23 protein-coding genes and 1 pseudogene are annotated in these 26,955 nt (G+C 54.6%); 14 read left to right on the top strand and 10 right to left on the bottom strand.

Features of this window, described 5'->3' with window-relative positions; all coding sequences use genetic code 11:
* The first annotated feature begins 239 nt into the window (after positions 1 to 239).
* From ACT3R4_RS14890 to ACT3R4_RS14875, 4 genes and pseudogenes are all read left to right on the top strand, one after another.
* Entirely contained in the window at positions 240 to 1,229 is a 990-nt protein-coding gene (locus ACT3R4_RS14890) for a zinc-dependent alcohol dehydrogenase (RefSeq protein WP_441679507.1), read from the top strand.
* 28 nt (positions 1,230 to 1,257) lie between these two features.
* The gene (locus ACT3R4_RS14885) at positions 1,258 to 1,656 is read left to right on the top strand and encodes a 6-pyruvoyl trahydropterin synthase family protein (RefSeq protein ID WP_441679505.1); all 399 of its coding nucleotides are present in this window, start codon (positions 1,258 to 1,260) and stop codon (positions 1,654 to 1,656) included.
* Positions 1,653 to 3,578, top strand: coding sequence for a glycosyltransferase (locus ACT3R4_RS14880; RefSeq protein WP_441679504.1), 1,926 nt, complete (start codon positions 1,653 to 1,655; stop codon positions 3,576 to 3,578). Before ACT3R4_RS14885 ends, ACT3R4_RS14880 begins: the two co-directional genes overlap by 4 nt.
* A 4-nt stretch (positions 3,579 to 3,582) precedes the next feature.
* Positions 3,583 to 4,398: pseudogene (locus tag ACT3R4_RS14875) on the top strand (lysylphosphatidylglycerol synthase transmembrane domain-containing protein); the annotation flags it as partial.
* 111 nt (positions 4,399 to 4,509) lie between these two features.
* On the opposite strand, the gene ACT3R4_RS14870 reads toward ACT3R4_RS14875, so the two are convergent.
* On the bottom strand, positions 4,510 to 5,382 hold the full coding sequence (locus ACT3R4_RS14870; RefSeq protein ID WP_441679502.1) for a RibD family protein: 873 nt from the start codon (positions 5,380 to 5,382) through the stop codon (positions 4,510 to 4,512).
* Between the two features lie 97 nt (positions 5,383 to 5,479).
* Here ACT3R4_RS14870 and ribA point away from each other — a divergent pair, with 97 nt between their 5' ends.
* Entirely contained in the window at positions 5,480 to 6,586 is a 1,107-nt protein-coding gene (gene ribA / locus ACT3R4_RS14865) for a GTP cyclohydrolase II RibA (RefSeq protein WP_441679500.1), read from the top strand.
* A gap of 38 nt (positions 6,587 to 6,624) precedes the next feature.
* Here the strand turns inward: ribA and ACT3R4_RS14860 are convergent, their stop codons facing one another.
* The 3 genes from ACT3R4_RS14860 to ACT3R4_RS14850 all read right to left on the bottom strand — a co-directional run bounded on the left by ACT3R4_RS14860 (position 6,625) and on the right by ACT3R4_RS14850 (position 11,236).
* A complete protein-coding gene (locus ACT3R4_RS14860) occupies positions 6,625 to 7,392 on the bottom strand; it encodes a creatininase family protein (protein ID WP_441679499.1) in 768 nt (255 codons plus the stop codon).
* Between the two features lie 327 nt (positions 7,393 to 7,719).
* On the bottom strand, positions 7,720 to 9,702 hold the full coding sequence (gene mdoH / locus ACT3R4_RS14855; protein WP_441679498.1) for a glucans biosynthesis glucosyltransferase MdoH: 1,983 nt from the start codon (positions 9,700 to 9,702) through the stop codon (positions 7,720 to 7,722).
* The gene (locus tag ACT3R4_RS14850; RefSeq protein ID WP_441679497.1) at positions 9,695 to 11,236 is read right to left on the bottom strand and encodes an OpgD/OpgG family glucan biosynthesis protein; all 1,542 of its coding nucleotides are present in this window, start codon (positions 11,234 to 11,236) and stop codon (positions 9,695 to 9,697) included. The genes mdoH and ACT3R4_RS14850 overlap by 8 nt, the downstream gene beginning before the upstream one ends.
* A 538-nt stretch (positions 11,237 to 11,774) precedes the next feature.
* On the opposite strand from ACT3R4_RS14850, the gene ACT3R4_RS14845 reads away from it, so the two are divergent.
* Positions 11,775 to 13,184 (top strand): mannose-1-phosphate guanylyltransferase/mannose-6-phosphate isomerase, encoded by a 1,410-nt coding sequence (locus tag ACT3R4_RS14845; RefSeq protein WP_441679495.1) that lies wholly within the window; start codon positions 11,775 to 11,777, stop codon positions 13,182 to 13,184.
* A 32-nt stretch (positions 13,185 to 13,216) separates the two neighbouring features.
* On the opposite strand, the gene ACT3R4_RS14840 is transcribed toward ACT3R4_RS14845, so the two are convergent.
* The 3 genes from ACT3R4_RS14840 to ACT3R4_RS14830 form a co-directional block, all read right to left on the bottom strand.
* Complete coding sequence (locus ACT3R4_RS14840; protein ID WP_193056785.1) at positions 13,217 to 14,152, bottom strand: lysophospholipid acyltransferase family protein; 936 nt, start codon at positions 14,150 to 14,152, stop codon at positions 13,217 to 13,219.
* A 3-nt stretch (positions 14,153 to 14,155) separates the two neighbouring features.
* A complete protein-coding gene (locus ACT3R4_RS14835; RefSeq protein ID WP_172117296.1) occupies positions 14,156 to 14,557 on the bottom strand; it encodes a DUF4870 family protein in 402 nt (133 codons plus the stop codon).
* A gap of 116 nt (positions 14,558 to 14,673) precedes the next feature.
* Positions 14,674 to 15,054, bottom strand: coding sequence for a VOC family protein (locus ACT3R4_RS14830; RefSeq protein ID WP_087109765.1), 381 nt, complete (start codon positions 15,052 to 15,054; stop codon positions 14,674 to 14,676).
* 44 nt (positions 15,055 to 15,098) lie between these two features.
* On the opposite strand from ACT3R4_RS14830, the gene ACT3R4_RS14825 reads away from it, so the two are divergent.
* The 4 genes from ACT3R4_RS14825 to ACT3R4_RS14810 all read left to right on the top strand — a co-directional run bounded on the left by ACT3R4_RS14825 (position 15,099) and on the right by ACT3R4_RS14810 (position 20,113).
* On the top strand, positions 15,099 to 15,734 hold the full coding sequence (locus ACT3R4_RS14825; protein WP_441679494.1) for a class I SAM-dependent methyltransferase: 636 nt from the start codon (positions 15,099 to 15,101) through the stop codon (positions 15,732 to 15,734).
* 170 nt (positions 15,735 to 15,904) lie between these two features.
* A complete protein-coding gene (locus ACT3R4_RS14820) occupies positions 15,905 to 17,278 on the top strand; it encodes an MFS transporter (RefSeq protein ID WP_441679493.1) in 1,374 nt (457 codons plus the stop codon).
* 129 nt (positions 17,279 to 17,407) lie between these two features.
* Positions 17,408 to 19,195, top strand: coding sequence for an acyl-CoA dehydrogenase (locus ACT3R4_RS14815; protein ID WP_441679492.1), 1,788 nt, complete (start codon positions 17,408 to 17,410; stop codon positions 19,193 to 19,195).
* 144 nt (positions 19,196 to 19,339) lie between these two features.
* Positions 19,340 to 20,113, top strand: coding sequence for an enoyl-CoA hydratase-related protein (locus tag ACT3R4_RS14810; RefSeq protein WP_441679491.1), 774 nt, complete (start codon positions 19,340 to 19,342; stop codon positions 20,111 to 20,113).
* A 102-nt stretch (positions 20,114 to 20,215) separates the two neighbouring features.
* Here ACT3R4_RS14810 and ACT3R4_RS14805 read toward each other — a convergent pair whose 3' ends face one another.
* From ACT3R4_RS14805 to ACT3R4_RS14795, 3 genes are read right to left on the bottom strand one after another with little or no spacing between them, the layout of a single operon-like run.
* Entirely contained in the window at positions 20,216 to 21,226 is a 1,011-nt protein-coding gene (locus ACT3R4_RS14805; RefSeq protein ID WP_441679490.1) for an L-idonate 5-dehydrogenase, read from the bottom strand.
* 32 nt (positions 21,227 to 21,258) lie between these two features.
* Positions 21,259 to 22,029 carry a glucose 1-dehydrogenase gene (locus tag ACT3R4_RS14800; RefSeq protein WP_193054512.1) on the bottom strand — a complete coding sequence of 257 codons (771 nt, stop codon included), beginning with the start codon at positions 22,027 to 22,029 and terminating at the stop codon, positions 21,259 to 21,261.
* A gap of 9 nt (positions 22,030 to 22,038) precedes the next feature.
* Positions 22,039 to 23,418: a GntP family permease gene (locus tag ACT3R4_RS14795; protein ID WP_496203799.1), complete on the bottom strand. Its 1,380-nt coding sequence runs from the start codon at positions 23,416 to 23,418 to the stop codon at positions 22,039 to 22,041.
* A gap of 211 nt (positions 23,419 to 23,629) precedes the next feature.
* Here ACT3R4_RS14795 and ACT3R4_RS14790 point away from each other — a divergent pair, with 211 nt between their 5' ends.
* The 4 genes from ACT3R4_RS14790 (at position 23,630) to ACT3R4_RS14775 (ending at position 26,935) form a co-directional block, all read left to right on the top strand.
* Positions 23,630 to 24,319 carry a glutathione S-transferase family protein gene (locus ACT3R4_RS14790; protein WP_172117290.1) on the top strand — a complete coding sequence of 230 codons (690 nt, stop codon included), beginning with the start codon at positions 23,630 to 23,632 and terminating at the stop codon, positions 24,317 to 24,319.
* 56 nt (positions 24,320 to 24,375) lie between these two features.
* The gene (locus tag ACT3R4_RS14785) at positions 24,376 to 24,915 is read left to right on the top strand and encodes a YaeQ family protein (RefSeq protein ID WP_441679488.1); all 540 of its coding nucleotides are present in this window, start codon (positions 24,376 to 24,378) and stop codon (positions 24,913 to 24,915) included.
* Between the two features lie 262 nt (positions 24,916 to 25,177).
* Positions 25,178 to 26,167: a lipid A deacylase LpxR family protein gene (locus tag ACT3R4_RS14780; protein WP_441679486.1), complete on the top strand. Its 990-nt coding sequence runs from the start codon at positions 25,178 to 25,180 to the stop codon at positions 26,165 to 26,167.
* Between the two features lie 258 nt (positions 26,168 to 26,425).
* A complete protein-coding gene (locus ACT3R4_RS14775) occupies positions 26,426 to 26,935 on the top strand; it encodes a CinA family protein (protein WP_441679485.1) in 510 nt (169 codons plus the stop codon).
* Positions 26,936 to 26,955 lie beyond the last annotated feature (20 nt).

The raw sequence follows: 26,955 nt of genomic DNA, 5'->3' as shown, positions 1-26,955 counted from the left end.
CTTATACGTGGCTCTGCGGTTGTCTACCCCATTAATCATAGCGTATTGATGTCCCTGAAAAGTACCTGCGTACATTTTTAACCGTTCTTAAACGAAATTGGCGCCCGCATTCATCGACCTGTGTCTTTTCTGGGCTAAGCTTTACGGTACGCCACAAAAATTTCATACGTTGGCCATGCCAGATTAACGGCAGAGGTGCCTAGCTGATTGGATGAAAACGCGAATAATAGGGAAATGACATGTCGGCGAACGATACGGCCACTGCCTTCTGGGTAACGCGTCCAAGGGTCGGCGAGCTTAAAAAAGAGACGCTCACCAGCGTAGGGGAGGAAGACGTACGCGTACGTGCCCTGTTCAGTGGCGTTAGCCGTGGCACTGAGTCGCTGGTATTCAATGCCCGCGTACCCGAAAGCGAAGTGGAGCGTATGCAGGCCCCTTTTCAGGCAGGTAGTTTTCCCGCGCCGGTCAAGTATGGCTACTGTAGTGTCGGCGTTGTTGAGCAAGGGCCTGCGCACCTGCTTAACAAAACAGTATTTTGTCTCTATCCCCATCAGGATCGCTATGTCGTTCCTGCTTCCGCCGTGTTGCCTATCCCTGACAATATACCGGTGCCGCGCGCCGTGCTGGCCGCCAATATGGAGACGGCCATTAACGGCGTTTGGGACGCCGAACCAATGCTTGGGGAACGCGTCAGTGTTATCGGGGCCGGTGTTGTAGGCGCCCTGGTGGCTTACCTGTGTTCACAGATCCCCGGCGTGAGCGTCACGCTGATTGATATTAACCCGAAGCGCCAGGCGCTCGCTGAGCGTTTAGGCCTTGTCTTTTGTACCCCCGAACAAGCGCCCAACGATCAAGACTGCGTCATTCACGCCAGCGGCCATCCCGAAGGCTTACGCCAAGCGCTAAACCAGGTCGGCAACGAAGGCCGAATTATCGAAATGAGCTGGTTTGGCGAAGGGGAGGTGAGTATCCCCTTGGGCGGCGCGTTTCATTCACAGCGCCTTAGCCTGCGCGCCAGCCAGGTGGGCCAGCTACCCGCTAAATTGCGTCCGCGCTGGGACTTCCAGCGCCGTTTAATGTTGGCCTTGAGCCTGTTAAACGATAGCCGATTAGACGCACTGATTAGTGGCGAGAGCGACTTTGACGCCTTTCCCCAGCTTGCACCCAAACTCTTTTCTGCGGACAGCGACGTGCTATGTCACCGCCTTCGTTACCCCGCTCACGTTTAATCACTACAGCTTACTATCAGGAGCGTTTATGTACCGTCTATGTGTTCGTGATCACTTTATGATTGCGCATAGCTTCAAAGGTGACATTTTTGGTCCTGCCCAGCGCACGCATGGGGCAACATATGTCGTTGATGTGGTCTTTCAGCGCCCGGAGCTTGATGAGGACGGATTAGTGATTGATATCGGCCTCGCCAGCGAAACGCTCAAGGAAGTGTTGTCACACCTGAACTATCGCAATCTGGATGACGAAGAGGCCTTTAAGGGTAAAAACACCTCCACCGAGTTTATGGCCAGCGTTATCTTCAGCCGTTTAGCCGATGCCATCGGTGAGGGTCGAATGGGGAAAACCGCGCAAGGCATTACGCGTATGGAAGTCAAACTGCATGAGTCGCATATTGCCTGGGCAAGCTATGAAGGCGATCTATGAGTGAACCACTGACGTTTATTATCGCGGGGGCGCTTGATCAGCGCACCGGCGGCTATATCTACGATGCGCGCATTATCGAAGCGCTGCGTCAGGAAGGGCGCACCGTCGATATCATCAGCTTGTCAGGCCGCTTCCCTAATGCCGACCAAGAGGCTGCCGAGCAATTGGCTACGGCACTAAACGATTTGCCCGAGGCCGCGGACGTGGTGATCGATGGTCTTGCCATGGGGATGTTACCGGACATCATTATTGAGCAGGCCAATCGGTTGATGATAACGGCACTGGTGCATCATCCGTTGGGTGATGAGCAAGGGCTAAGCGAAGCCGAGCAGCAGCAATTTCATCAGTCTGAGCTTACGGCGCTTGCCGCCGTCTCACAAATAATCGTGACCAGCCGGTTTACTGAGCGCCGGTTGAAGGCGTTGGCAAACCACTACGCCATGCCTATAGCGGCCACGGTTAGTGTTGTCGAGCCTGGGGTGGATGTTGTCCCCATTAACGCAGCCCCAGCGCTTGGCGAGCCGCTGCGGTTTGTGTGTGTGGCAACGCTTGTTCCGCGTAAGGGGCAGGATGTGTTGGTCCAGGCGTTGGCGGGATTAAACCAGAGAAACTGGCAGTGTGACTGTTATGGCGGCGCACGTGATACGGCGTTTGCCGACCGGGTAGAGCAGTTGATTGAAGCGCATGGGCTTGCGTCTTGTGTGCAACTGCACGGCGAGTGCGACGCGACGACCTTAACCAGGACGTACGAAAACGCGCATGCCCTGGTACTGCCTTCCTGGTACGAAGGCTATGGCATGGTGGTCACCGAGGCGCTGGCGCGAGGCCTGCCTGTCATTACCACGACCGGGGGCGCTCTTGATGAAACCTTGCCGGAAGGCGCAGGCCTTAAAGTAACACCTGGGGATGTAAAAGCACTGACACATGCACTGAGCCGTTTTTGCGATGAACCCGAGCTGCGTGCGTCGCTTAAAGCCGGTGCAGAAGCGGTGCGTGAAACGCTTAGCGATTGGCAGCATGCCGGTGCTGCGTTTGCTAAAGCGCTGAACCCGCCCCCCTCTTTTCATACCGGCAGCCAGTTTGGTGCCGATTGGCTCACGCTACGTGAAGAGGCGGACGTTACGTTTAGAAGCCAGCAGCTTCCTCAAAAGGCCGCTATATGGCTAAACGAACGCACTCAGACGCCGAGGCTGGTCGATTTAGGGTCAGGCAGAGGAAGCAATATGCGCTTCCTGGCGCCTTTTCTACCGACCCCGCAGCACTGGACGCTCATTGACCATGACGCTGAACTACTCAACGACGCCCGCGACAGCATCGGCAAGTTGGAAAATGCCCAGGCGGGCATTCGGGTAGAAACGCTCTGTACGTCGCTTGATTCGCTTGTTCATGTGCCTCTGCAAGATGCGGATCTGATAACCGCATCGGCACTGCTGGATCTTGTATCGCAAGGTTGGATCGAAACGCTCGTCACGCACTGTCAGGCACGTGACCAGGCGCTTTTAATGGCCCTTAGCGTGACCGGAGAGTGGGGCTTTACCGATGCCGATGATGAGCCGTTATCCGATGATGATGACCACTGGCTACTGGCGCTGTTTATGGCGCATCAGCATCGCGACAAAGGATTAGGTGATGCCTTGGGCGGGCAGGCTCACGAGACGCTGGTTAATGCGCTTGAACAAGCGAATTATCAGGTTGAACAGGTTGCTACCCCTTGGCTGTTGAGTTCGGCTAACCGTTTACATCGGCCTTTAATGACGGCGCTCATTAACGGCTGGGCGGAAGCGGCGACAGAGCAGGCACCAGAGGCCGCTACTCGCATTGGTGAGTGGCGTGAGCGACGTACACACTCGGTGGCTTCCGGTGAGGTGGGCATTTGGGTGGGGCATTGTGACCTGCTAGCAACGCCAGAAAAAAGGGCGTAGCCCGATGAACATGCAGCGGATATGGCGCTCTCCTTGGGTTCGACGCGGGCTAATGAGTGCTGGCTTGCTGGGGGCGATCGCATTATTTGTAGAGCCCCGTGACATCATGGGCCAGGTACAGCGCTTATCGTTGGGCTGGGTCGTTGTGGCGCTGCTGATTAGCGTGGTTCAAATTATGCTCAGTGCGTGGCGATGGCAGTTGACGGCCAACCGAGTGGGGGCTCCGCTGCGGTTTAGTTATGCATTGCGGGAGTACTATCTTGCCTTGTTAGTGAATCAGATATTGCCTGGTGGCATTTTAGGCGATGCTGGCCGCGCTCATCGGCACGCTCAACAAGCAGGCTCACGGGGTAGCGCATGGCGGGCGGTAATTATCGAGCGCACCTCTGGGCAGGTGGCTGTGGTGGGTTTAACCATCGCGGCCCTGTTACTTTCTCCGCTATGGCACGCCGTGCTTGGCTGGCCGGTTAGCCTCACTATTATTGGTGGGCTGTGCCTTGCAGGCGTGGCTGTGTGGCAAGGAGTAGTGCGCTTGCCTTCATCGCGGCTACCGGCGTGGTGTCATTCGATGGGGGTGGATATCAAGCGAGGCCTTTTTAGCCCCGGAGTGTGGCACCTACAGCTGGCATCTTCGCTCGTTATTGTCATGAGCTATGGGATAGTCATGGTCTGTGCGGCGCGTGCCATTGGTGTCGAGCTTGCGGCGTCGAAAATTTTGGCATTGGCGCCGGTGCTTCTGTTAGCCATGTTAATTCCGCTGTCCGTTGCCGGGTGGGGGCTGCGTGAAGGGGCCGCTGTGGCCACTTGGGCGCTGGTGGGCCTGCCCACTGCTCAAGGGGTTGCGGTATCCCTTGCTTATGGTGTGTTAGTACTGCTTTCAAGCCTGCCGGGCATTTGGGTGGCGATGGATAAACGTCACCGTGCCCAGCCGTCAGGCAAAGGTGGTGGCTCTCAGCACCACGTCAAACAGCGTGTCGTCTCCACAGCGAAACGTTCTCATCGTCGGGCGCAGAGCACTTCCAAGCGTCTCGATAGGCGTCATCTGAAGCCCCGGCTTGCCCGAGCCGATCAGCAGTGGGGCGACCAGAAGATGCAGGCGATCAATGACGTTTGCTTCAATAAACCGAGAAACCGTTATGCCGCCCCCTTCCACCAGAATGCGCTTCAAACCACACTGATCAAGCAGCGCGATTACATCATTTGGGGCGAACTGCCCCTGCGCATTAAGCGGCAGTACATGGCGCTGAACCCGCGAGTTGGGCGGCGGCGGTGCATCTGGCCCCACGATGTGCAGCGTGGGCGCCGAGTCGGTGTGGAACAGCTTAATGCCTGCGGGAACACGGCCGCGTGGATCAAGCACTACCCGCGTGGGATGCGTGCCGGTGACATGACGCACTGTCAATTGGGGGTCGTCAGCACTGGCCGTACCGGCGCCGACGATAACGGCATCCACCAGCGCCCGCAGCCGATGCAGGTGAACCAGGCTCTCATGGCCGTTGATGTAGTGCGAGTGGCCGCTCTGCGTCGCAATACGCCCGTCCAGGCTTTGCCCCAACTGGGCAATCACCCAGTGGGGGCGGCTTGCCAGCGGCACCAGGCAGTCCAACAGGTCAGTGGCCGCCGGTGTTATAGCGTTCTGACGGTGCCAGTTGCCCTCAGCGTCGAGCCGCAATGGCGCCTCGGTTGTTCGGCCTTCACGTATTGCCAACAGCCACGCCCACGCCGTGTCTATATCCAGCGACGTCTTCTTCTCCAACAATGTTTTAGGACCAATGCAGCCACTATGGTGACGGGTGTCGGACATAACGCCTCCACGCTGAGAAAACAGTCTTATCTTGCGGGGCCGTATAGTTCAACGCAAGCGTACGCTACCCGCTGCACCAGGCAATCAGGAGGCCACTATGTATCACATTGAACGCGCTATTTTCGACATTCGCCGTGGGCTGCCGGTTGTGCTTAATACGGGCGAAAAGCGTCTGCTGGTACAGGCATTAGAGGGCATTGAGTCGGTCGATATGCTGGCCAAACTCGCAGGGACGCGACCCTCTCTGGTATTAACGCGCCATCGCCTGGAGGCGATGGGCATGTCACTAACGGCGGAAGCAGCCTGTTTGCCATTGGTTGAGCATGTGAGCGAAGATGATTTGCAGGCGCTCGCGGTGGTTCAAACGGCGAGTCGACCCGCGCATTCCTTATTAAGTGGCCTTAAACCCGCAGGACCAGGTGAGCGTGGCGCGGTCGCACTCATGCGCCGTGCTTTGCTAATTCCAGCCGCGCTATGTGCCGATGTGAGTGACCCGGCGGCTGAATCGGTGGCGCAGGAAATTGCTCAGGGCAAGCTGTTGGAAGTTGATACGAAAGACGCTGCAAAGTGCCTGGCCGGTGCGCCGGGTATGCTGAAACGGGTGAGCGAAGCCAGGATTCCGCTGGAAGACGCTGCTGAAAGTCGCTTTGTGCTGTTCCGCGAGCCGGATGGGCTACGCGAGCATGTGGCGGTCGTAATCGGACAGCCTGAAACACAGGAAGGGGCGGTTCCTTTACGCCTGCATTCTGCATGCCTGACCGGCGATTTATTTGGCAGCCTGCGCTGCGATTGCGGCGAGCAGTTGCGTAATGCCGTGGCGGACATTCAGGCCATGGGGGGAGGTGTACTACTTTACCTCGCCCAGGAGGGGCGTGGCATTGGGCTTGCCAATAAGCTGCGCGCGTATACTCTGCAAGATGGTGGCCTGGATACTATGGATGCTGACCAGGTACTAGGGTTTGGTGACGACGAGCGCCAGTACGCCGTGGCGGTGGACATGCTTAATGCGCTGAAGATCTCTCAAGTGCAGCTACTGACGAATAACCCATTGAAGATCGCTGCCCTGCGTGAAGGCGGAATTGAGGTGGTATCGCGTCAAGCACTTTATGGGAGCGTCACCGACCAGAATCATCGCTACCTGAGTGCAAAAGCCAATCGAGCCGGCCATCTTTTCGGCGACGTATTAGGTCGACATGGGCGCTAACGCACCAGGCCATTGCGGGTAGTAAGTAATTAACACGCTTAAAACGCAGGCAGCCGAGCTGTTTCCGTGATCACGGTTGCCAGTTGCTCAGCGTAATGTTGCACCAGATGCTCACCCAATGCCGATGTGGCTTGACGGGCGTCACCGGCCACGCCGTGCTGGCTTAAATCCTCGGCAAGCCAGGCAAATGCGGCGGCTCCTTCCGGGCCTACCAGACGGCAATTTTCTAACGTGCCGAGCGGGGCAGCCTTATAGTTGTCCAGATTGACGGTGGTTGGCGCCAAGTATTGCATCATGGCGGTTTCAAGCAGCCCGCCGTGTAATCCATAACGCAGCTCTTGGGCATCAACCGCACCTTCAAGCGGTGGGAGCCGTGTATACGTCGCTTTAACGACGCGCATATTAAACTGCTGGCGTAGGGTGAGCGCGGCCAACTCCATAATGGCTTTATTACCGCCATGGCTGTTGATGAGTACCAGCCGGTTAATGCCCGCCTGCGCGACGCATTTCCCATACGCCTCAAGCGTGGCAATCGCGAGCGATGCAGGAAGGCTAAGCGTGCCAGAGAAGTTAGCGTGCTCGTCGCTTGCGCCCACCGCAATAGAGGGTAAGCAAACGACCTCTAGAGCGGGGTCAAGAACGCTCAGCATAGCAGCCTGCAGCCCTTCGCCAATAATAAGGTCCGTGCCTAACGGTAGGTGTGTGCCGTGCTGCTCAATCGCGCCCAGCACTAAAACGGCGACAGGATCGCGCTCGGCGACCGCCGCTAACTCGGGAACACTAAGCGCTTGCCAATCGTAAATCATAAATCCTGAATTCCTGGCATAAGCTCCTTGTAACGGAGCTTGGTATGGAGGGTGTGATACTTGGTTCTGATAAACGTTTTAGTAAACACGTTTTTGTAACCATAGCGCCTGTGCTTGAAACCACAGCGCTGTTGGCAGGTTAGGTCGAAAATTAACGTTTGAAAAGCTGTCACATACCATCACCCGCTATGGGCACGCACCAGTAGGGGGTGATCCACTCGGCAGGCATGCAGGTCGCCCGAGGTAGGCCATCTGCACCTGTGGCTAACCTCAGGCTACGTTAAACCAGCATCGAACTGCTTAGCCGATGTGCTAGCTGGCCAAGCATTAATGAGGCTCCTTCGTCTGGGCAGCCGGGGACGACGGCGCGTGGACGCTAAACTGGTTTAGCGACTGAGGCGGCATCTCACCAGACAATTCAGAAGGCAGCGCATTAAGAACATACGGAGAACCATCGGCCATGGCAGGCAAGGTTGAACTGTCGCGCGCCATAAGGGTGTTAAATTCATCCAGCAAAGATGGGCTCAAACTCGTGCTAGGCGTTTGTAGCAGCCCTAAGCGCTGATTGATAACGCCGCCCCACGTGCTGCTACTGGAGTACTTGATGATCGGCACGGCTAACAGCAGGCCTAGCCATACCGGCGATAGCCATCCAAAGGCTGAGGCGGAAAACAGCATGACAGCTCCCGCCCAGGCAAGGCCACATAGTGTCATCCAACCAGCATGCTGCCACACTTCTCCCCATGGTAAAGAGCGCTCGCCTCGGGGTTGGGTTTGCCACTCAATAGAGCGCCCTAGCAGCACAGTGATAATAAATAGGCTGTGCCATGCCATCATCAAGGGAGCGATCAACGCGGCAAAGAGTATTTCCAATACCATGCTGGTGAATAGCTTAAGCCTGCCACCGAAGGCATGCGGACACTGTCCGAGTGCCAGTAAAAACCCCAAAAACTTGGGTGCCAGCAGCATCCCCAAGGTAATGGTCAGTAGCCCTACGGATAACGATTTGGGCAGCATTTGCTCTGTCGGCTCATCAATCGCCTGGTAGCCGACCAGAAGGCTCGTACACACCAGCAAAGCGAGCCACACAAGCGATGATAAATAGGCAAAGGCGCCGAAGAAAAAATGTAGCCGACTGATTGGGTGAAAGCCCGCGCCCGTTAGCAAACGTAGATGCTGTAAATTTCCTTGCAGCCAACGACGATCACGCTTGGCAAAGTCGAGCATATTGCTGGGCATGGCCTCAAAGCTGTTATGAGAGGCGCTGGCATACGGGTCGTGACGTGAAACGGCGGTGGTGGCCGTGGTATCAAGAAGTACCTGCCAGCCACTTCTTTTTAACAGTGCGGCTTCAACGAAATCGTGGCTAAGAATTTCCCCGCCAAGCGGCGGTTTGCCGGGAATGGTAGGCAAGCCTGCGCTGGCCATAAAGGCGCGCGTGCGCACAATGGCGTTATGCCCCCAGTAGTTGGCAGCATCGCCTTGCCAGAAGCTTTGGCCTGCGGCCAGCATCGGGCTGTAAAGTGCAGAGGCAAACTGCGTGAAAAGGCCAAACAGCGTGCGTTGGCCAACTGGAATCGGAACGGTTTGAATCAAGCCGACACCGGGCTCGCGCTGCATACGGTGAACAAGCGTTAACAGCGTCTCGCCACTCATCAGGCTATCCGCATCCAGAACCACCATATAGTCGTAGCGGCGTCCCCAGCGGCAGCAAAAATCGGCAATATTACCTGCCTTACGCTCATGGTTGTTCTCTCGGCGACGGTAGTGAACCGCCAATTGGCCGGCAAGGCGCTGCTGAAGTGCTGCCACGTGGGCGGCCTCTTCCTGGGCTTTGTTGAGGTCCTGCGTATCACTCAGAATAAAGACGTCGAAGTGTTCGCTTAAGAGCGTCTCAGGACGGTTCGAGGAGGTGTGTGCCTGCTCAATTAGCGAGCGACAGGTCGCTTCGAGGCCTGCAATAGTGGGGATGGGAGGTTCTGCATAAATCGGCATGACCAGCGCTGTTTTACTCACCAGTAAATTGCCGTTAGGCGAAAGCGGCACTTGCCGACGCAGGCTTAAGGGATCTAGCCGCAGGGCGCACACAATAAAACCGAACACAGCGCCCCAAAACGCCAAGGCGATCCAGCTAAACGTTAGTGCAAACAGTACCAACATGGTGATTTGCCAGCCTATTTCCAAAAAGGAAATAACCTTGAACATCACCACACAGCCAGCAATGCTGGAACTGATGACGAGCACGGTCAGCAATGCGCGACGAAAGGCCAACCACGGAATCAACGGGGTAAGTTCAATAGATTTACGCATCGGGATACCACACATAGTTCCAGGTTTCGCTAATGGGCTGGTTGTTGAGCATTAAACGCAGGCGGATATCACTTGGTTCAGTTGTCGGCGGAACTCGAAAGCTGGCGCGCCACATGTTATCGGGGAGCGACATAACATGGGGCTGCGTGACGTTGCCGGTTTGGGTGCTAATGTCGAGCTTGACGGGTTGGTCTGGGGCAATGTCGTCAAGCGCACCGCCTTGAAAATCGACAACAAACTGGCGCTCTAATGTAGCGCCTTCACTGGCGCTCCCCTCAATGGTGGCCTTGCCATGACGGGTGCGAATGACTCGGCCTACGTCGTGGTCCTGGGCATCATTGAGTGTGTGGGTATGATAATGAAGGTGGCGTGAGTCCCCAGCGTTAAGCGGCTCATCGTCGACCCAATAGGCAACAATATTGTCGTGGGTTTCATCCGGAGTGGGTATTTCTACTAGTTCAACATGACCTGCGCCCCATGCATCAATAGGCGCTACCCATTGGCTGGGCCGTTGATGGTAATGCGCTTCCATATCCAAATAGCGGCTAAAGTCGCGCTCACGCTGCATCAGCCCAAAACCGTGGGGGGCGTTATCCACAAAGCTTGAAATATGTGTCTCTTGAGGGTTACTGAGCGGGCGCCAAATCCATTCATCAGCGCCTGTATGTATTAATAATCCGTCAGAGTCGTGTACCTGCGGCCGAAAATCATCAAACCTTTCATGGCTAGACTCGCCAAACGTGTACATGCTGGTAAGCGGGGCTATACCTAGCTTGGCGACATCGTGACGGGCAAATAGCTCGGCTTCTACCTCGGCATTGGTTTGCTCACCAGGACGCAGTGTTATTCGGTAAGCACCGCTTAACGATGGACTGTCGAGCAGAGCGAGCAGCGTGATTTCATCGGCATCTTCGCCTGGCTTATATAGCCAAAACTCCCGAAAGGCTGGAAACTCTTCCTTTTCAGATGACGCTGTGTCGATCGCTAATCCTCGCGTTGATAATCCGTAGGTTTGGTCCTGGCCCACCAAACGGAAATAGCTGGCGCCTAAAAAGACCGCGAACTCATCCGCGTAATCGTCATTGTTGAGGGGATAGTGCAGCCGAAATCCGGCATGGCCACTGCCGGTTAAATCCTGCTCAAGAAGCGCCTCAGCATTGTCATCGTACTGAAAATCATCGCTGGAGAAGGGCAGCGGAGTAACGTCATCGCCCTCAATGATATTCAGCGTGATAGGCGTTTGAAAAATAAATCCGCTATGAAATAACTGTAAATTGAAGGGGCTTTCATCACGCCAGTAGGCCTGGTCGGGCGAAAAGCGGATTTGTCGATAGGTGTCGTAATCAATCTCTTTTAGGGCCGAGGGTAGTGATTCTTCAGGCGCTTGATACGCCTGTTCAGCAAGCTGTTTAGCCTGCTCAATGACCGCATTGAAATGGTCATCTGTGTGGGCACTGGCTGGCAATGCCGTAAAGCAGCCAAGCAGTAATATCCACTTTCCGATCTCCGGGCTCTTCAACGTCGTACAGCGCATAGGCGAGTTCCTTTCGACGGCTGACTAAAACAGGGTGAGCTAACATCACTACCAGCATGTTTGAACAAATTTTGTACACTAAATCCTTTATGCACACTGTTCATCTAACGTATGGTCGCCAACCTGGGTAATGCCGCCACTTACACGGCATTTGGACGCCCGCTTAACGTATATGTAGACCTGCCGTTGTTGCGCTCAATCTTTCACTTGCTAGTAGGTAATGTAGGCCAAATATGGGCATTTTGCGCGATGCTTGCAGGCGCCGCTGGGCTATTTTTGCGCCTTGGGAGCACGCGAGTGACCCACCGGAGGTGGTCTGGCAGGATAGTGAGCGGATACGTGATCATTACGCTTGGTTTGTCGACTACGCTGTAGAGGTGACCCAGCGTTATTGGCGCCTTTTCGCACGTATGGATTTGTGGAGGGCACGCTGCCGTCATTGGATAATCCTGAAAAGGCCGCACGAATGAGCCAGCTTCGCCACTGGTTACGGGAAGCATTTGGCAGCCGGTAACACTTTGCCTACAAGGACGAGACTATGATTCAGCCGGTGATTCTATGCGGGGGAAGCGGCACACGGCTGTGGCCGCTTTCACGCGAGCAAATGCCCAAACAGTTTTTGCGCTTAACCTCGTCGAAGAGCCTGCTTCAGCAAACGCTGGATCGCCTGGAAGGGATAAGTACGACACCGCCGTTTATTATGGGCCATCAGGCGCACCGGTTCCTTATGGCTGAGCAACTGCGTGAAGCGAACCAGGCGGGGCGTATTGTGCTAGAGCCGGAAGGGCGTAACACAGCGCCTGCGATTGCCTGTGCGGCGTTGTTAGCCAGGGCCGTAGGAGACGATCCGCTGCTGTTGGTCTTGCCGGCGGATCATGTCATTGGCGATGTGAGCGCTTTTCAACAAAGTGTCGAGTGGGCCGTGCCCTTGGCAGAGCAGGGCTATTTAGTCACCTTTGGCGTTGTGCCTACGCATCCTGAAACGGGATATGGCTATATCGCCTGTGGTGATGCATTGGAAAAGGGCTATCGGCTCGCCTCGTTTATTGAAAAACCGGATGCCGAGCGCGCCGCTCAACTGCTTGAACAAGGCGATACGCTTTGGAACAGCGGCATGTTTTTGTTACGCGCTTCGACATATCTTGAGCAGCTAGCGGACCTTCAACCCGAGATGCTGTCTGCCTGCCGGGCCGCTGTTGATGGCGCTCACAGCGATCTGGATTTTCTAAGGCTCGCTGAAGCGCCGTTTCAGCGCTGCCCCGCCAATTCGATTGATTATGCCGTCATGGAGCACTGCCGTTTTGCGGCCGTCATCCCCCTTGATGCTCAGTGGAGCGATGTAGGCAGTTTTGATGCGCTTTGGGAGATGGCCGCGGCGGATGAAGCGGGCAATGTGGTGCAAGGTGATGCGCTTTTGCACTCGACCACGAATTCACTCGTGATGGCCGAACACCGCTTGGTGACCACGCTGGGCGTTAACGACTTGCTTGTGATTGAAACCTCTGACAGCGTGCTGGTGGCGCATCGGGACCAGGCCCAGCACATAAAACAATTAGTCGCGGTGTTAGCCAGTAAAGGGCGCCACGAGCTTCAGTCAACGCCCCAGGTACATCGCCCCTGGGGTGACTTTCAAGCAATTGATAGTGGTGAGCGCTACCAAGTTAAGCATATTACGGTGAAACCCGGCGGCCGACTCTCCCTTCAACGCCACCATCATCGCGCCGAGCATTGGGTCGTGGTAAGCGGAACGGCACAGGTAACAGTGGGAGAGCGCAGCTTCTTAGTCAGTGAAAATCAATCGACCTATATCCCGATTGGCACACTTCACCGCTTAGAGAACCCCGGTAAAATCCCGTTAGAGCTGATTGAGGTTCAGTCGGGTGCCTATCTGGGGGAAGACGATATCGAAAGGCTCGATGATGTCTATGCACGTCATGACGATGAGTAGGTCTGATAAATCAGTACCTACTCAGAGAAACCCTAGTAAAGCCGGAAGTCGTTGGCGTTGGGGTTTTGCTGCTGCTCTTCGATGACTTTGCGGTAACGCTTGTATTCCCACTGGTACTGGGCGGGTTCCAACGCAATTGACGCTTCAACACTGGCGTTAACCCCGCTCGCAGACACTGTTTCGTCAGCACTATACACCCGCTCGTCGGCGTCCAGAAAATGGATAGCAAAGCCGCGCCCAGGCAGGCGCAGGGCAACGCCTGTGACAACGCGTGCCTGGGTGCGCGCCACCAGTTTGGGGAGTAGCGTGGCGGTATACGCATCGCGTGCATAAAACGGCGCAAAGACGCCGCTGCCCCAGTCGGGTTCCTGGTCAGGCAGAATGCCGATGGCCTCGCTGCGCTTAAGTGCTTTAAGCAGTGCTGCAACGCCCCGCGGGTTAGTGGGCACTAACTGTGCGCCCATCCGTTCGCGGCCATGGCGAATAATCGGCTCAAGGTTGGTTATTTTGGGAGGCTCGTACATAGCGGTGAAAGGGAAATGGCTGGAAAGCCAGAAATTCAACACTTCCCAGTTACCAAAATGCGGCGCCAGAACAATAACACCACGGCCCTGCGCGCGAGCGCTGTCCAGCTTGTCGCGGCCATGCACTTCAACAATACTTGCTTCAACGCGATCAGGCTCCGCCATCCAGGCATAGCCCAGCTCCATCATGGTGGCGGTGGAGTGACGAAGGCTCTGTTTAGCGAGCGCCCTGCGCTTACGCTGGTCAAGCGCGGGGTATACCACCTTAAGATTAATATCGGTGACGTTTCGCTCACGGCGGCTAAAGCAGTAAACGAGAGGACCAAGCGTGGAGGCAAAACGCCACAGGCGCGGCAGGGGCCAGCGCGAAAGCCTGCGCCAAAGCCACGCAATCGCCGTGGCTCGGGAGAGTCGCTTGTCTGATGTCGTTGCGTGTTCCGTCATTCGTTAGATTAACCAGCTGTCCACATTACTCGGAGCACGTTTATCTTGTAAGCCCTTAAACCCTTTAACGCAGCGAACGATAAACCAAACCGCCAGTGCAAATAAAAGCGGGAAGCCGATCAGTACAAAGGTGAGCAGGAAGCTAATGCTTGCGTACAGCAAGCCAATCCAGAAGGTGCGAACCTGATAGCGGTAGTGTTCGTCCAGCCAGGCCGGGCCTTTGCCTTGATAGACATAGGCAATGATGACGCCGACAACCGAGGTGAAGCCGACAACAAAGCTTGCCAGATAAAGCGCATAAACCACCATGGCCATTGTGGTGTCGTGCTGCTTGCTTGGCTCGGCGGTAGTGTGTTCTGAAATAATTTCGCCTTCAATCGGCGAGTCATGACGGTTATCTTGCATGTCTTTTTACCTTTAATACGGATGAGACAATAAAGCGAAGGTTCTTAACGCCCTATAATACCTTGCACGACGCCGCTAAGCATTAGTCACTGACCAGCAAGATACTGGCGGTAACATTAGCGAGCCGGGCGGCAAATCTCCAAAAGGTTACCATCGGGGTCGCGCAGATAAACGGACTCGATCGCGCCATTGGCGCCTTGGCGAGCCACCGGGCCAAGTTCAACCTCAATGCCCAGCACGTCTAGATGCTGTTTGAATTCATCCAGCGGCAATTGGCAGCGTAGGCATAAATCCAGGCTGCCAGGCGTAGGGGTTGCAGAAATAGGCTCGATGTCGGTGTCGGTTTGATGGAGTCGTAGGGCGGTATCGCCCAGCATTAAATCTACCCGTTGGGCATCACGATAGCGTACGTCTAGCCCGAGAACTCGCGAGTAAAAATCAACCGCGCGACCCATATCTGTGACAGTAACAACAAGATGATCCAAGCCTGAGAGCATGCCTCTTTCCTTAAATGCAAAACCGAAAAACAGAGAATACGACGATGCAATGCTGTCCGCTATGCGGTGAAATTAAGGTCTCGCTCTATCATCAAAATCATCGTCGTGAATATTACCAGTGTGCCACGTGTTGGCTGGTGTTTGTGCCGTCCGAGCAGCATTTAAGCGTAGCGGATGAAAAAGCAGAGTATGACCAGCATCAAAATTCACCGCAAGATATGGGATACCGGCGGTTTTTAGGGCGCTTGTTCACGCCGTTGCTAGCCAAACTGCCGACAGGTGCCAACGGGTTGGATTTTGGTTCAGGGCCTGGCCCCACGCTGTCTGTGATGTTCGAGGAAGTTGGCCACCCCATGGCGGTCTTCGACATTTTCTATGCGCCCGACATGTCTGTTTTGCAGAAAACCTATGACTTTATCACCGCGACTGAGGTCGTTGAGCATTTAGCCATGCCCGGAAAGGTGCTGGCGCAGTTGGTTGCTCAGCTACTCCCTGGTGGCTATCTGGGCATCATGACCAAGCGAGTGACCACTCAAGCAGCATTTGCCAACTGGCACTATATTAATGACCCCACCCATATCTGTTTTTTCAGTGAGGCAACCTTTGAATGGTGGGCCGCGCAGCATCAACTAACAGTCGAATTTCCTGAAAAAGATACGGTTATTTTGAGAAAACACTAATCGATACGAACAGGCTATGAAAAAGCGTTGACTTTATGCTATCCAGGGCAATAATTGCGCGCCCGTTTCTTGCCTGTGGTTGTGTAAAAGGTGGTAACGGCTCTTAAACAGCTACGCCCGCTTTTTTTGACCCTGTTTTTTGACAACGTGTTTGGCAAGGTGAGGTTTTCATGTCGCGGCAATTACTGGCTATGGCGTTTGCGCCTCTGTTGGGCCTGTTTATTTTAGGCATTGGCAACGGCTTTTTGGCTACCTTGATCACGGTACGCCTGGATGCGGCAGGCGAGTCTGCGACGGTGATCGGGATTGTCTCGTCAGCGTACTTTATTGGCCTGGCCTTGGGCGCCTTGTTTAACGACCGGTTATTGCTGCGTATTGGGCACATTCGCGCCTATGGCAGTTTCGCCTCGCTGGTTGCCGTGACGGTGCTTCTTCAAGGGCTCTTTTTTGACCCTTGGGCCTGGTTTGCATTGCGCTTGATTGGCGGCTGGGCAACGGTCGGTGTCTATCTGGTCATTGAGAGCTGGCTGCTCACGGCAGGCGAGCAAAAAGTGCGTGGCCGCCTGTTGGCGCTCTACATGATTTCGCTTTACGCCGCCGGTGTCATTGGTCAGCTATTGCTGGGCGTCACCAATGCCATGGGCGGGACGGCACCGTTTATGGTGATCGGCATGCTGGCGTCGCTTTCTGTGTTGCCAATGGCGATGATTCCGCGTGTTACCCCTCTGATTGAGCACGCCGAACCGCTGCCTCCTTATCGATTAATCATGTTAACCCCAACGGGCGTGCTGGGTAGCCTGGGGTCGGGCATGGTGGTCGCGGCGGCGTACACCTTGCTGCCCCTTTATTTGCAGCGCATTGGAATGAGCGTGAATCAGGTCGGCCAGATGATGGCGCTGGTGGTGCTGGGAGCCATGCTGCTGCAGTATCCGATTGGGCGCTGGTCAGACCGTCACGACCGCCAAATGGTACTTATCGGGATCAGTGGTTTTTGTGTGCTGGTGTCGGCAGCAATTCTTTGGCTACCGCTCTCCACGCCGCTGCTGGCGGTACTACTGTTTTTGCTGGGCGGTGGAGTGTTTGCGTTCTACCCCGTGGCCGTCAGTCATGCTGCCGACCGAGCACCCGCCGGGGCGCTTGTACGTATGAGCCAAGGACTTTTGCTGATTAACTCTATCGGGGCAACCTTAAGCCCGCTGATGATTTCACCCGTTATGACAGCCGTGGGCGATGCCGGGTTGTTCTGGGCATTTGGCGGGCTCAGCCTGTTCTTCCTGCTCTTTTTTGCCTGGCGGCGCAGCGTGCGCCCCGCCCCGATGCCGGTGGCGCCGTTTACCGCGACGACGCCCATGACTGCGGCCGGGGCAGAGCTTGTGATTACCGAGGAGCTTGTCCAAGGGGCGCTTGAGCACGAGCATCTGGAAGATTTGTCGGATGCAGTGCCAAACGTGGACGTAGCGGAACCTGTAGTCGGACCGCCCGCCGAGGAAGAAACCCGAATTGCCTACTATGACGATGTCGAACAGTTAAGCACGCGTAAGTAATTTGGTAGCGGGTCTGTATCGTAAAGAGGTGAGACGTTGGGCTAATGGTGTAACGATAGGCAGGAAACTACTATCGAATATAACGGTTTATAACAAACGACTGTTTTATTTCTACATCGAGGTTTTGCCATGAATCACTACGTCGCGCCGGTACGCGATTTGCGTTTTGTGCTCGAAGAACTGCTCGGGCATCACTCGCTGACGCTGTCCAATTTTACAGAGACAACACCCGACGTTGTTGAGGCGGTGCTGGATGAGGCCGCCAAGCTTGCGGGTGACGTTTGGGGGCCGCTAAATGCTACCGGTGATCATCAAGGCGCCAAACATCATCCGGATGGGCGAGTAACGACGCCTGATGGATTCGCGGCGGCCTACCAGGCGTATGTAGAAGGCGGCTGGAACGGCATCGGCGTGTCGGAAGCGTTAGGTGGGCAGAACTTGCCTGAAGTGGTGGCCAGTGCCGTCCAGGAAATGCTCCACGGTGCCAATATGGCGTTAGGGCTTTGTCCCATGTTAACTGCTGGCGCCATTGAAGCATTGGCCCATCATAGCAGCGAGCCGCTGAAAGCGACGTATTTACCCCATTTGGTAGAAGGGACCTGGACAGGCACCATGAACCTGACCGAGCCCCAGGCAGGGTCGGATCTTTCTAAAGTGCGTACCAAGGCAGTACCTGAAGGCGATCATTACCGGATAAGTGGCCAGAAAATCTATATTACCTGGGGTGAGCACGACGCCGCTGAAAATATCATCCATTTTGTGCTGGCGCGTAAACCTGATGCGCCAGAGGGTAATAAAGGCATCTCGCTTTTTCTGGTGCCTCAATTTCTCGTCAATGATGACGGCACCCTGGGCGAGCGTAATGACGTTTTATGCACCGCCATTGAGCACAAGCTGGGTATCCACGGCTCACCAACTTGTTCGTTAAGTTTTGGCGAGCAGGGTGGGGCAATCGGTTATCTGGTGGGTGAAGAAGGGCGCGGCCTGAATCACATGTTCACCATGATGAACGAGGCGCGTCATAAAGTGGGTATCCAAGGGATCGGCGTGGCCGAACGCGCCTGCCAGCACGCGTTTGCCTACGCACAAGAGCGCCATCAGGGTCGTTTGTCGGCAGCGCGAGGCGGTAAAGAGTGCCCCATTAGTGAGCATCTCGACGTGCGGCGCATGCTGCTTTCCATGCGCGCACGCACCGATGCGCTGCGTGCGTTAGCACTGTACTGTGCAGCACAGCTGGACACCGCCCGCCATGCTGAAAACGAGAGTGAACGCCTGGCGGCTCAGGCTCGCGTTGATATCCTGATTCCTGTGGTAAAAAGCTTCTCAACGGATCAAGCGGTAGAGATCGCCTCGTTAGGTATTCAGGTGCACGGCGGGATGGGATATATCGAAGAAACCGGCGCGGCACAGCTGCTGCGTGATGCTCGTATCGCACCCATTTATGAAGGCACTAACGGCATTCAGGCGCTGGATTTAGCAGGACGCAAGTTACAGCGTGATAATGGCGAAGCATTTTCCAGCCTGCTAAACGAAGTAGCCGACACGGTTGAACGTCTCAAGGCTGAACCTGCGTTGGCTCATTTGGGGCAGGCGCTGGATGCCGGGCTTGAGGATTTACGTGCTGCCAAGCAGCAGGTACTTGAGCAAGGCAAAGACCCGGAAAACGGGCCTGATGCCGTACAAGGTTATGCGACTCCGTTGCTAAACCTGGCAGGCCATGTGTTATGCGCCTGGCAAATGGGGCAGGCGGCACTCAGTGCGCAGGCGGCCATTGGGCAGGGCACAACAGACCCCTTCTATAAGGCAAAACTTCTAAGCGCACAGTTTGTGATCACCCAGTGGCTCCCTGTTGGGCGTGCCCAGCGGGCGGTAATTGAGGCAGGCATTCAATGCCTGAGTGATTTTGAGGTTGGCTAATCGCCCTATTGTGACAATCGCCGCCCCTGGAGGCGGCGATTGTATTTCTGGCGGGCGAGAAAAGAAGTGATTGCCCCCCAACCAAGCGTTCGCTAGGGTTGCAAGGCAGGCCAGTTAAGCCACCATAACAATGAAGGAGCCAATATGAGCGAATCAGTTATTGAAAAGGTCGATAACGAGGGTATCGTCCGCCTGACCATCAACCGCCCCAAGGCGTTGAATGCGTTAAATAGCGATGTACTTTCCGCGCTAGAGACCCACCTGACTGAGCTTGAGAATCAGCCAAACCTGCGCGCCGTATTACTGACTGGCGCCGGTGAAAAGTCGTTTGTTGCCGGAGCGGATATCACCGAAATGCGTGATAAAACGCCGGAAGAAGCGCGCGCCTTTGCAAGCCAGGCGTTACGAACCATTAAACGACTTGAAACACTTCCGGTGCCGGTGGTCGCCCTTGTGAACGGGTTTTGCCTTGGCGGCGGCTGCGAATTGGCACTGGCCTGCGACTGGGCAGTAGCCAGCGACAACGCGGTATTCGGCCAGCCTGAAGTTTTGTTGGGTGTCATCCCAGGCTTTGGTGGTACGCAACGCTTACCACGCCGCGTAGGCCCAGCCATGGCGATTGATCTTGTGACGACAGGGCGCAAGATAGACGCGAAAGAAGCGCTACGCATCGGTCTGGTGAATCGCGTAATGCCTCAGGCAGAGCTTGAAAGCTATGTAGCAGAGCTTACCCAACAGTTAAAAGGCAACGGCCCTCAGTCGGTACGCGGTGCCAAGCAGGCCGTTCATGACGGGATGGACCAGGACCTTGATAGTGCACTGGCCCTGGAGACTAGCCTATTTGCACTCTGCTTTGCCGGTGAGGAACAAAAAGAGGGCATGAGCGCATTTATAGAGAAGCGTAAGGCCAGCTTTTAGTCAGGTTGGCGTGATAGGTACGTCGGTTGGTTTCCGTTAATTATTGAGGGGGTGGCGGTAACGCCCCCCCCTTTGGGATCAATTATCTTAATCGTTGATCTGTTACTTCCATAACTCGATCAATACCTTGCCGGACACCTCCGCATCTTTGGCTATAGCAAAGGCTTGTTGAGCATCGGCGGCGGGCAATACATGCGTAATAACGTGATCAAAGTTTGAATTGGCTGCCAGTAGCGCGATAGCTTCATCAATCTCATTATTGAACCGGAAACAGCCTCTAAGCTGAACTTCTTTCGCAATCAGCGATGCAAGCGCAATGGGCTGCGGAGCGGCAGGCATCATGCCTATTTGAGCAATAACGCCAGCGCGGCGCACGGCGAGAATAGCATTATTGATAGAGGCGGGAACGCCGGTGCACTCAAGCACCACGTCAAAGGCCTCCACGGGGAGCTCTTCCCTATCCACCTGAATGGTGCGATGAACCCCGAGTATTTTTACACGTGACAGCGGTCCCTCAAGAATATCGGTAATGCATACCTCTTTTGCGCCCCTGGCAAGTGCAGCAGCGGCAGCGAGTAGACCTATAGGTCCAGCTCCACATACCAATACGCGCTTTTGGTCAACACCTCCGGCTACTTCGATCCCATGCAGACCCACAGCAAGTGGCTCTGCTAAGGCTGCACGTTTGAGTGGCAGAGTATCGGGTAATGCACGCAACATGCTGGCATCGACATCAAGGAATTGACTCATGCCCCCTTGCGTATGTGGCCAGGTTGACGCGGAGCCCAAATAGGCTCCGTTGGGCCACAAGTGGGGCTTATCTTCGATACCGGTTTGGCTTTGCCCGAATGTGGCGGGGTGCAGTGTTACCGGTGTGCCAAGCGGCCATTGCCCGCTTGGGTCTTCATCGACTACTCCTGACATTTCGTGACCTGGAATCAATGGCTCACGAACAACAAAAGCACCATTGGCACCTTCATGATAATAATGAAGATCCGAGCCACATATTCCACCGAAAGACATACGTAAGCGCACTTTTCCGGGAGCGAGCGCTGGAAGATCAATATTTTCTTCGCGTAGATCCTGCTTACCGTGAATAACTAATGCTTGCATGGTGCTTCATCCCCAAAGGCAATTTCCAGGTGTTAAACCACCGAGGTCATTCCGCCATCAACGAAAATATTTTGTCCAGAAACGAAACTTGAAGCATCCGAACAGAGATAGACCAGCGTGCCCACCAGTTCGTCGAAATGTCCCCAGCGCTGTGCCGGAGTGCGTTTTTCCACCCACTGGTTAAAGCTTGTGTCTTGCCATAGCGCGGTATTCATTTCAGTTTTAAAGTAGCCGGGAGAAATGCAGTTGACCTGAATGTTGAAGCGAGCAAGGTCAGCAGCCATACCCTGAGTGAGTAGAACAACCCCACCTTTGGTTGCCGAATAGGGGGCGATGGTTTCTCTGGCAAGTTTGGACTGTACCGAGCCGATGTTGATGACCTTACCCGAGCCACGTTCACTCATGGCTGGAGTCAACGCACGAGACACGTAAAACAGACTCGAAAGATTGGTGGCGATGAGCGCATCCCAATCTGACGTAGAGTACTCATTGAATGGCGCTCGGCGTTGAAGCCCTGCATTGTTGACCAGGATATCCGGAACGCCAAACTGATCGATAAGTGCTTCTACGGCTTGCTGAGTCGCCCTGGCATCAGTGACATCAAAGCTGATGGCTTCAACGTTGGCGCCTGTCTCTTGGGCGATGTTGTGGGCTTCCTCCTTGACGCTTTCCAGGTCCCGCCCATGCACAATGACATGAGCTCCTTGGGAAGCAAGCCCCCTGGCAAGCGCATTGCCCAGCCCCCTTGAGGATCCGGTTACCAGTGCCAAGCGGCCGTTAATATCGAAAAGTGCTTTTGTCATCGTGCTCACCTAAAACAGCATGAAAATAATAACCGCGAATATAAAGCCGACAACGGATTCGAGCGCCTGCTGAACGGTCCAGGTCTTGAGCGTTGTCTTGACGTCCATTCCTAACAGGCGACCAACCAGCCAGAACCCAGAGTCGTTGACATGCCCTGCAAAGACAGAGCCCGCTGCTGTTGCTAGGGTAATCGCCACTACCTGCATGGATGTAAAGTCACCGCCAATCACGGCGGGGGCCATGAGCCCGGCGGCGGTTACCAGGGCGACAGTTGCTGAGCCTTGGGCTAAGCGCATAATCACCGCAATGACATAAGCCGCCAGGATGATCGGTAAACCAATATCGCTGAGCGAACTTGATAGCGCATCGCCAATGCCGGATGCCCTGAGTACGCCACCGAACATACCGCCGGCGCCTGTGATCAGTACTACCGAGCAAATCGGCCCCAGAGAAGAATCCAGTATTTTTTCTAATGCACTGCCTCCGATACCTTGGCGACGGCCTAGCACTAACATTGCCACCAACGTTGAAATAAGCAGCGCTACCGGCGTATTGCCGACGGCTGATAGCAGTTGGAACCATAGCGCGTCACTATCCACAACGCCCATTGAGCGCAGAAAGTTTAAGCCGGTGTTCATGAAGATCAGCACAATCGGCAGCAACAGCATACTGATAACAACGCTGACAGAAGGCGGGTTGATAACGTGGTCATCGCTGACATCGCCGAACAGGGAGTCTGCGAGAGGGAAGGGGTAGCGCTTTGCGACAATTTTCCCCCACATATAGCCTGATATCCACCAAAGGGGGAACGCAATCACCACGCCAGCAAGCAGCAATAACCCTAAATTTGCCTCATAAAGCTCCGATGCGGTAACCGGGCCTGGGTGAGGGGGCAGGAAAACATGCATAACCGAAAACGCAGCGGCAGCAGGCATGGCATAAAGAAGGATAGGGCCACCCAAACGACGCGAAACGGCAAAAATGATCGGTAGCATGACGATCAAACCGGCATAAAAAAATATCGGAAAGCCCATTAGCAGCGACGTGATGCCGAGGGCAAAAGGCGCTCGCTTTTCGCCGAAGAGATCAATCATTTTATCGGCAAGCGCTTTGGCACCGCCTGAATGCTCAACAAGCTTGCCAAGCATTGCCCCTAACCCTACCAGTAGAGCAACAGCGCCCAGTGTTCCCCCAAAGCTATCCACCATCGTGGGAACAATCGCATTGACTGGAATCTGTGTGGCGAGCGCCGTCAGTAAGCTCACCAACATCAGCGCCACAAACGCATGCATCTTGAATCTGATGATCAATAGTAAAAGGGACAAGACCGCTACGGCGGCAATGCCTAGCAACGGTCCTGTGGACAACGTTTGCGTCCATTCATCCATGCGAGTACTCCCAATGATAGTGCTAATTGCTGGCTATGTTATCGGTAACATCGTACAGCTTGATATTTTCTTGCATACACGACCTTGGTTTAAATAAAGTAAAAAAAGAATCTGTTAGGCGATGAAACAGGCAATTTATGGGATAAAGAAAGGCGACATAATGCGACTAGCGTAGCCATCCTTGCTTATTTGACGTAAAAAAGGGGTAACCATGTTTGATCTCTACATTGCCAACAAGAATTACTCTTCATGGTCATTGCGGCCTTGGGTGCTTATGAAAGCGCTTAATATCCCTTTTAAGGAACACGTTATGGCCTTTGAGGGTGGCAATGGGGCGAGTCGAGATACGTTTATTCGCTTTTCGCCTTCTGGGCTTGTGCCTTGCCTGGTGGATGGCGAGACGGCCGTCTGGGATTCGCTGGCCATTGTTGAATACATTGCCGAGCAGCATGCTCGGGTATGGCCAAAAGAGGCGACAATACGTGCCTGGGCACGTTCGGCCAGCGCCGAAATGCATAGCGGCTTTTCCACGTTACGTAACGAATGCCCCATGAACTGCGGCGTGCGCGTCACGCTTCAGGATGTTTCTGCTGGGCTCAGAGCTGATCTCGCTCGATTGGATAGGCTCTGGCAGGAAGGCCTTTCACGCTTTGGTGGCCCTTACCTGGCAGGTGACGAATTTACGGCGGTAGATGCCTTCTACGCACCTGTCGTCTTCCGTGTACAAACGTTTGGCTTGCCTTTAAGCGAGGCTTCGAACGCTTATGCAAAGCACCTGTTGACGCTGCCAGCGATGCAGGCGTGGTATCAAGCAGCGCTCGACGAAAAATGGCGTGAGCCTCATCACGAAGCCGATACGTTAAAACACAGCACCCTAACGGCTGATTATCGGAATGCCTAGCGCCTATCGGGCCGCGCATCAGGTAAACTAGCCAAAATTTATCGCTGGATATTCTGATGGCCCTTAGTGCGACGCCTTACAAAGTTGATATTAACCTTACCGACCTGGATCGTGGGGTGTATGAAACGCTACGTTTTACCGTGGCACGCCACCCCTCTGAAACAGAAGAGCGGATGAGTGCGCGGCTGATTGCTTATATACTGTGGTACAGCGAGGCGATTGCATTTGGGCGCGGGCTTTCCGATGTGGACGAACCCGCACTATGGGAAAAGAGCTTGGATGGGCGGGTGCTGCATTGGGTTGAAGTAGGCTTGCCGGATGCCGAACGCCTAACCTGGTGCTCACGGCGCGCCGAGCGCGTATCGCTGCTTGCCTACGGGCGCACCGATATATGGGAAAACAAAGTACTTCCAGGCGTGGCAACGCTTAAAAACCTTCACGTAGCGACCTTGCCTCAAGAAGCCTTGGCAGTGATTGCTCAGAACCTCCCGCGCGCTATTAACTGGGCGGTTATGGTGAGTGAGGGCTCGCTGTTTATCACTGATGAAAACGGCCAGCATGAAATTACTCCGCAGTGGCTGTTAAGGGACCGTTAGGCTATTTCTTTGAAGACATACAGCAAGGTACTGCCAACTTGGTGCGCGCAGCGAGGGCGTATGAACTGGCTATGCTTACTGTTACCCACCTTTGGAACAGAAGAGAGGCAGCGCCTTGCGCCACGGGTATTGGGTTGTTATTGATGTTTGGCGAATAATATTTCCTTGCTATCTTTTTGCATGTTTACATACAATCAGAAATGTTTGCTAGCGCTCTTCGAGGGCGCTACTTTGGTTTTAACCCCCACTCAAGGGATGAGCAATGTACAACGTCTGCCTGCCTGCTTGGCGCCTGCTTCCCTTTGTAGCAGCAATGAGTCTACTCCCTGCCTTGGCGAATGCAGATAACAACGTCATTTCTGTGACACATGAAAATGACGGTCTAATGAGCAGTGACGATGGGCACTTTACCAGCGGCTTCGAGCTTAATTGGGCATTTAAGCCCAGCCCGGAAAACTGGACCCAGCGTTTAGCCACGGCGCTGCCGGATAGTTTGATAGGCCAGGCAGATTCAGTTGCTTTCCGATTGGTGCACCAGATTTATACGCCGGATGATATCGAGCGCTCTGAGCTAATTGAGGACGACCGCCCCTATGCAGGCCTGGTCTATGCGGGTATGTCGCTTTATGAAGATGTTCCGGTAGGACGCTGGCAGCAAGCCACTGATCTTCATATAGAGGCCGGCTTGGTAGGCCCATCATCGCTTGCTGACAGCATTCAGCGTGAGGTGCACCGTATTACCAATAGCGAACGTCCAAGCGGCTGGCATAACCAGTTAAAGGATGAGCCGTTGCTTAACCTAACCATGCGTCGTCAGTGGTGGCATAACGTGCCTCTGGCCGGTAAGCGCTTGGCTCACGGTCCCGGTGTCAGCGTTGCCTTGGGCAATCTCAATACCTACGCCAGTGCGGGTTATGGCGTTCGCTGGGGTGATGATGCCAGCGGTATCCCGACGCTTACCCCCAACCCCAGTAACCGTGGCCGCATGACGAGTACAACGGGCTGGCAGTGGTATGTGTTCGCTAATGTCGAAGGCTACTACGTCGCGCATAACCTCACTCTGGATGGCAACGTGTTTTCCAGCAGTCACTCGGTTGACCGTAAAGAGTGGGTAGGAGAAGGGGCCGCTGGTTTTGCCATTGCCTGGGATGAGTGGCAAGCCGTTTTTTCCGGTGTTCAGCGCACACGTGAATTTGATGGCCAGGAAAAGCAGGACAAGTACGGCGCGATTACGCTTTCAAAAAGCTTCTAGTTAAAAAGCCTTCCGGCTAGTTCAGCACATGATCAGGGCAAACGCCCTGGTCATTGTAGAGGTGCGCCATGACTACCGCTTACAGAACAGCTCCTATGCGGGTGGGGGGAAGAAACAGCGCTAAGCCCTTATCAATGGATAAGGGCTTTTTAACAAATGATGAACTTGTTGGCTGATTTTTCAGCCCTCTTTGAGAACAGCTACCTTTTAAGAGGAAGAATAAAACGACAGGGATTGTGATTTGTCAGGAGATACGCAATGGAATTGCTTAAGCAAATTACTGATTATCTACAGCAGCAAAAACTCAAATTGGCCACTGCCGAATCATGCACCGCAGGGCTGATTGTCTCTGAGCTGGCCCGTGTGCCCGGTAGCGGGCAGTGCATTGACTGTGGGCTGGCGGTTTATTCCCCGGAGGCAAAAAATCGCTACCTGTCAGTCAGCTTCGATACGATTGATACGTATGGGCTTACCAGTGAAGAAACCTCTCGAGAAATGGCGCTAGGGGCACTTAATAATAACGATGCCACTATAACCGTCGCCAATACCGGGATTGCAGGCCCTGAGCCGCACGATGATATTCCCGTCGGTACGGTATGCTTTGCTTGGGCATTTCGCCATGAGCAAAAGATTTACATGATTACCGAGACACGCCGCTTTTCCGGTGATCGTAACGACGTTCGCCTGGCCGCCGCGCACTATGCATTGGAGTGCATTCCTCAATATCACCGTGATGTATTGAACGGTAGCGCGCCATTAGATGAGTAGAACCAAACACATTTCTGCTC

It is taken from the genome of Halomonas sp. AOP7-E1-9 (assembly GCF_052376035.1).
Classification (GTDB): domain Bacteria; phylum Pseudomonadota; class Gammaproteobacteria; order Pseudomonadales; family Halomonadaceae; genus Vreelandella; species Vreelandella citrativorans.
This window is presented reverse-complemented; position numbering and strand designations above follow the sequence as displayed.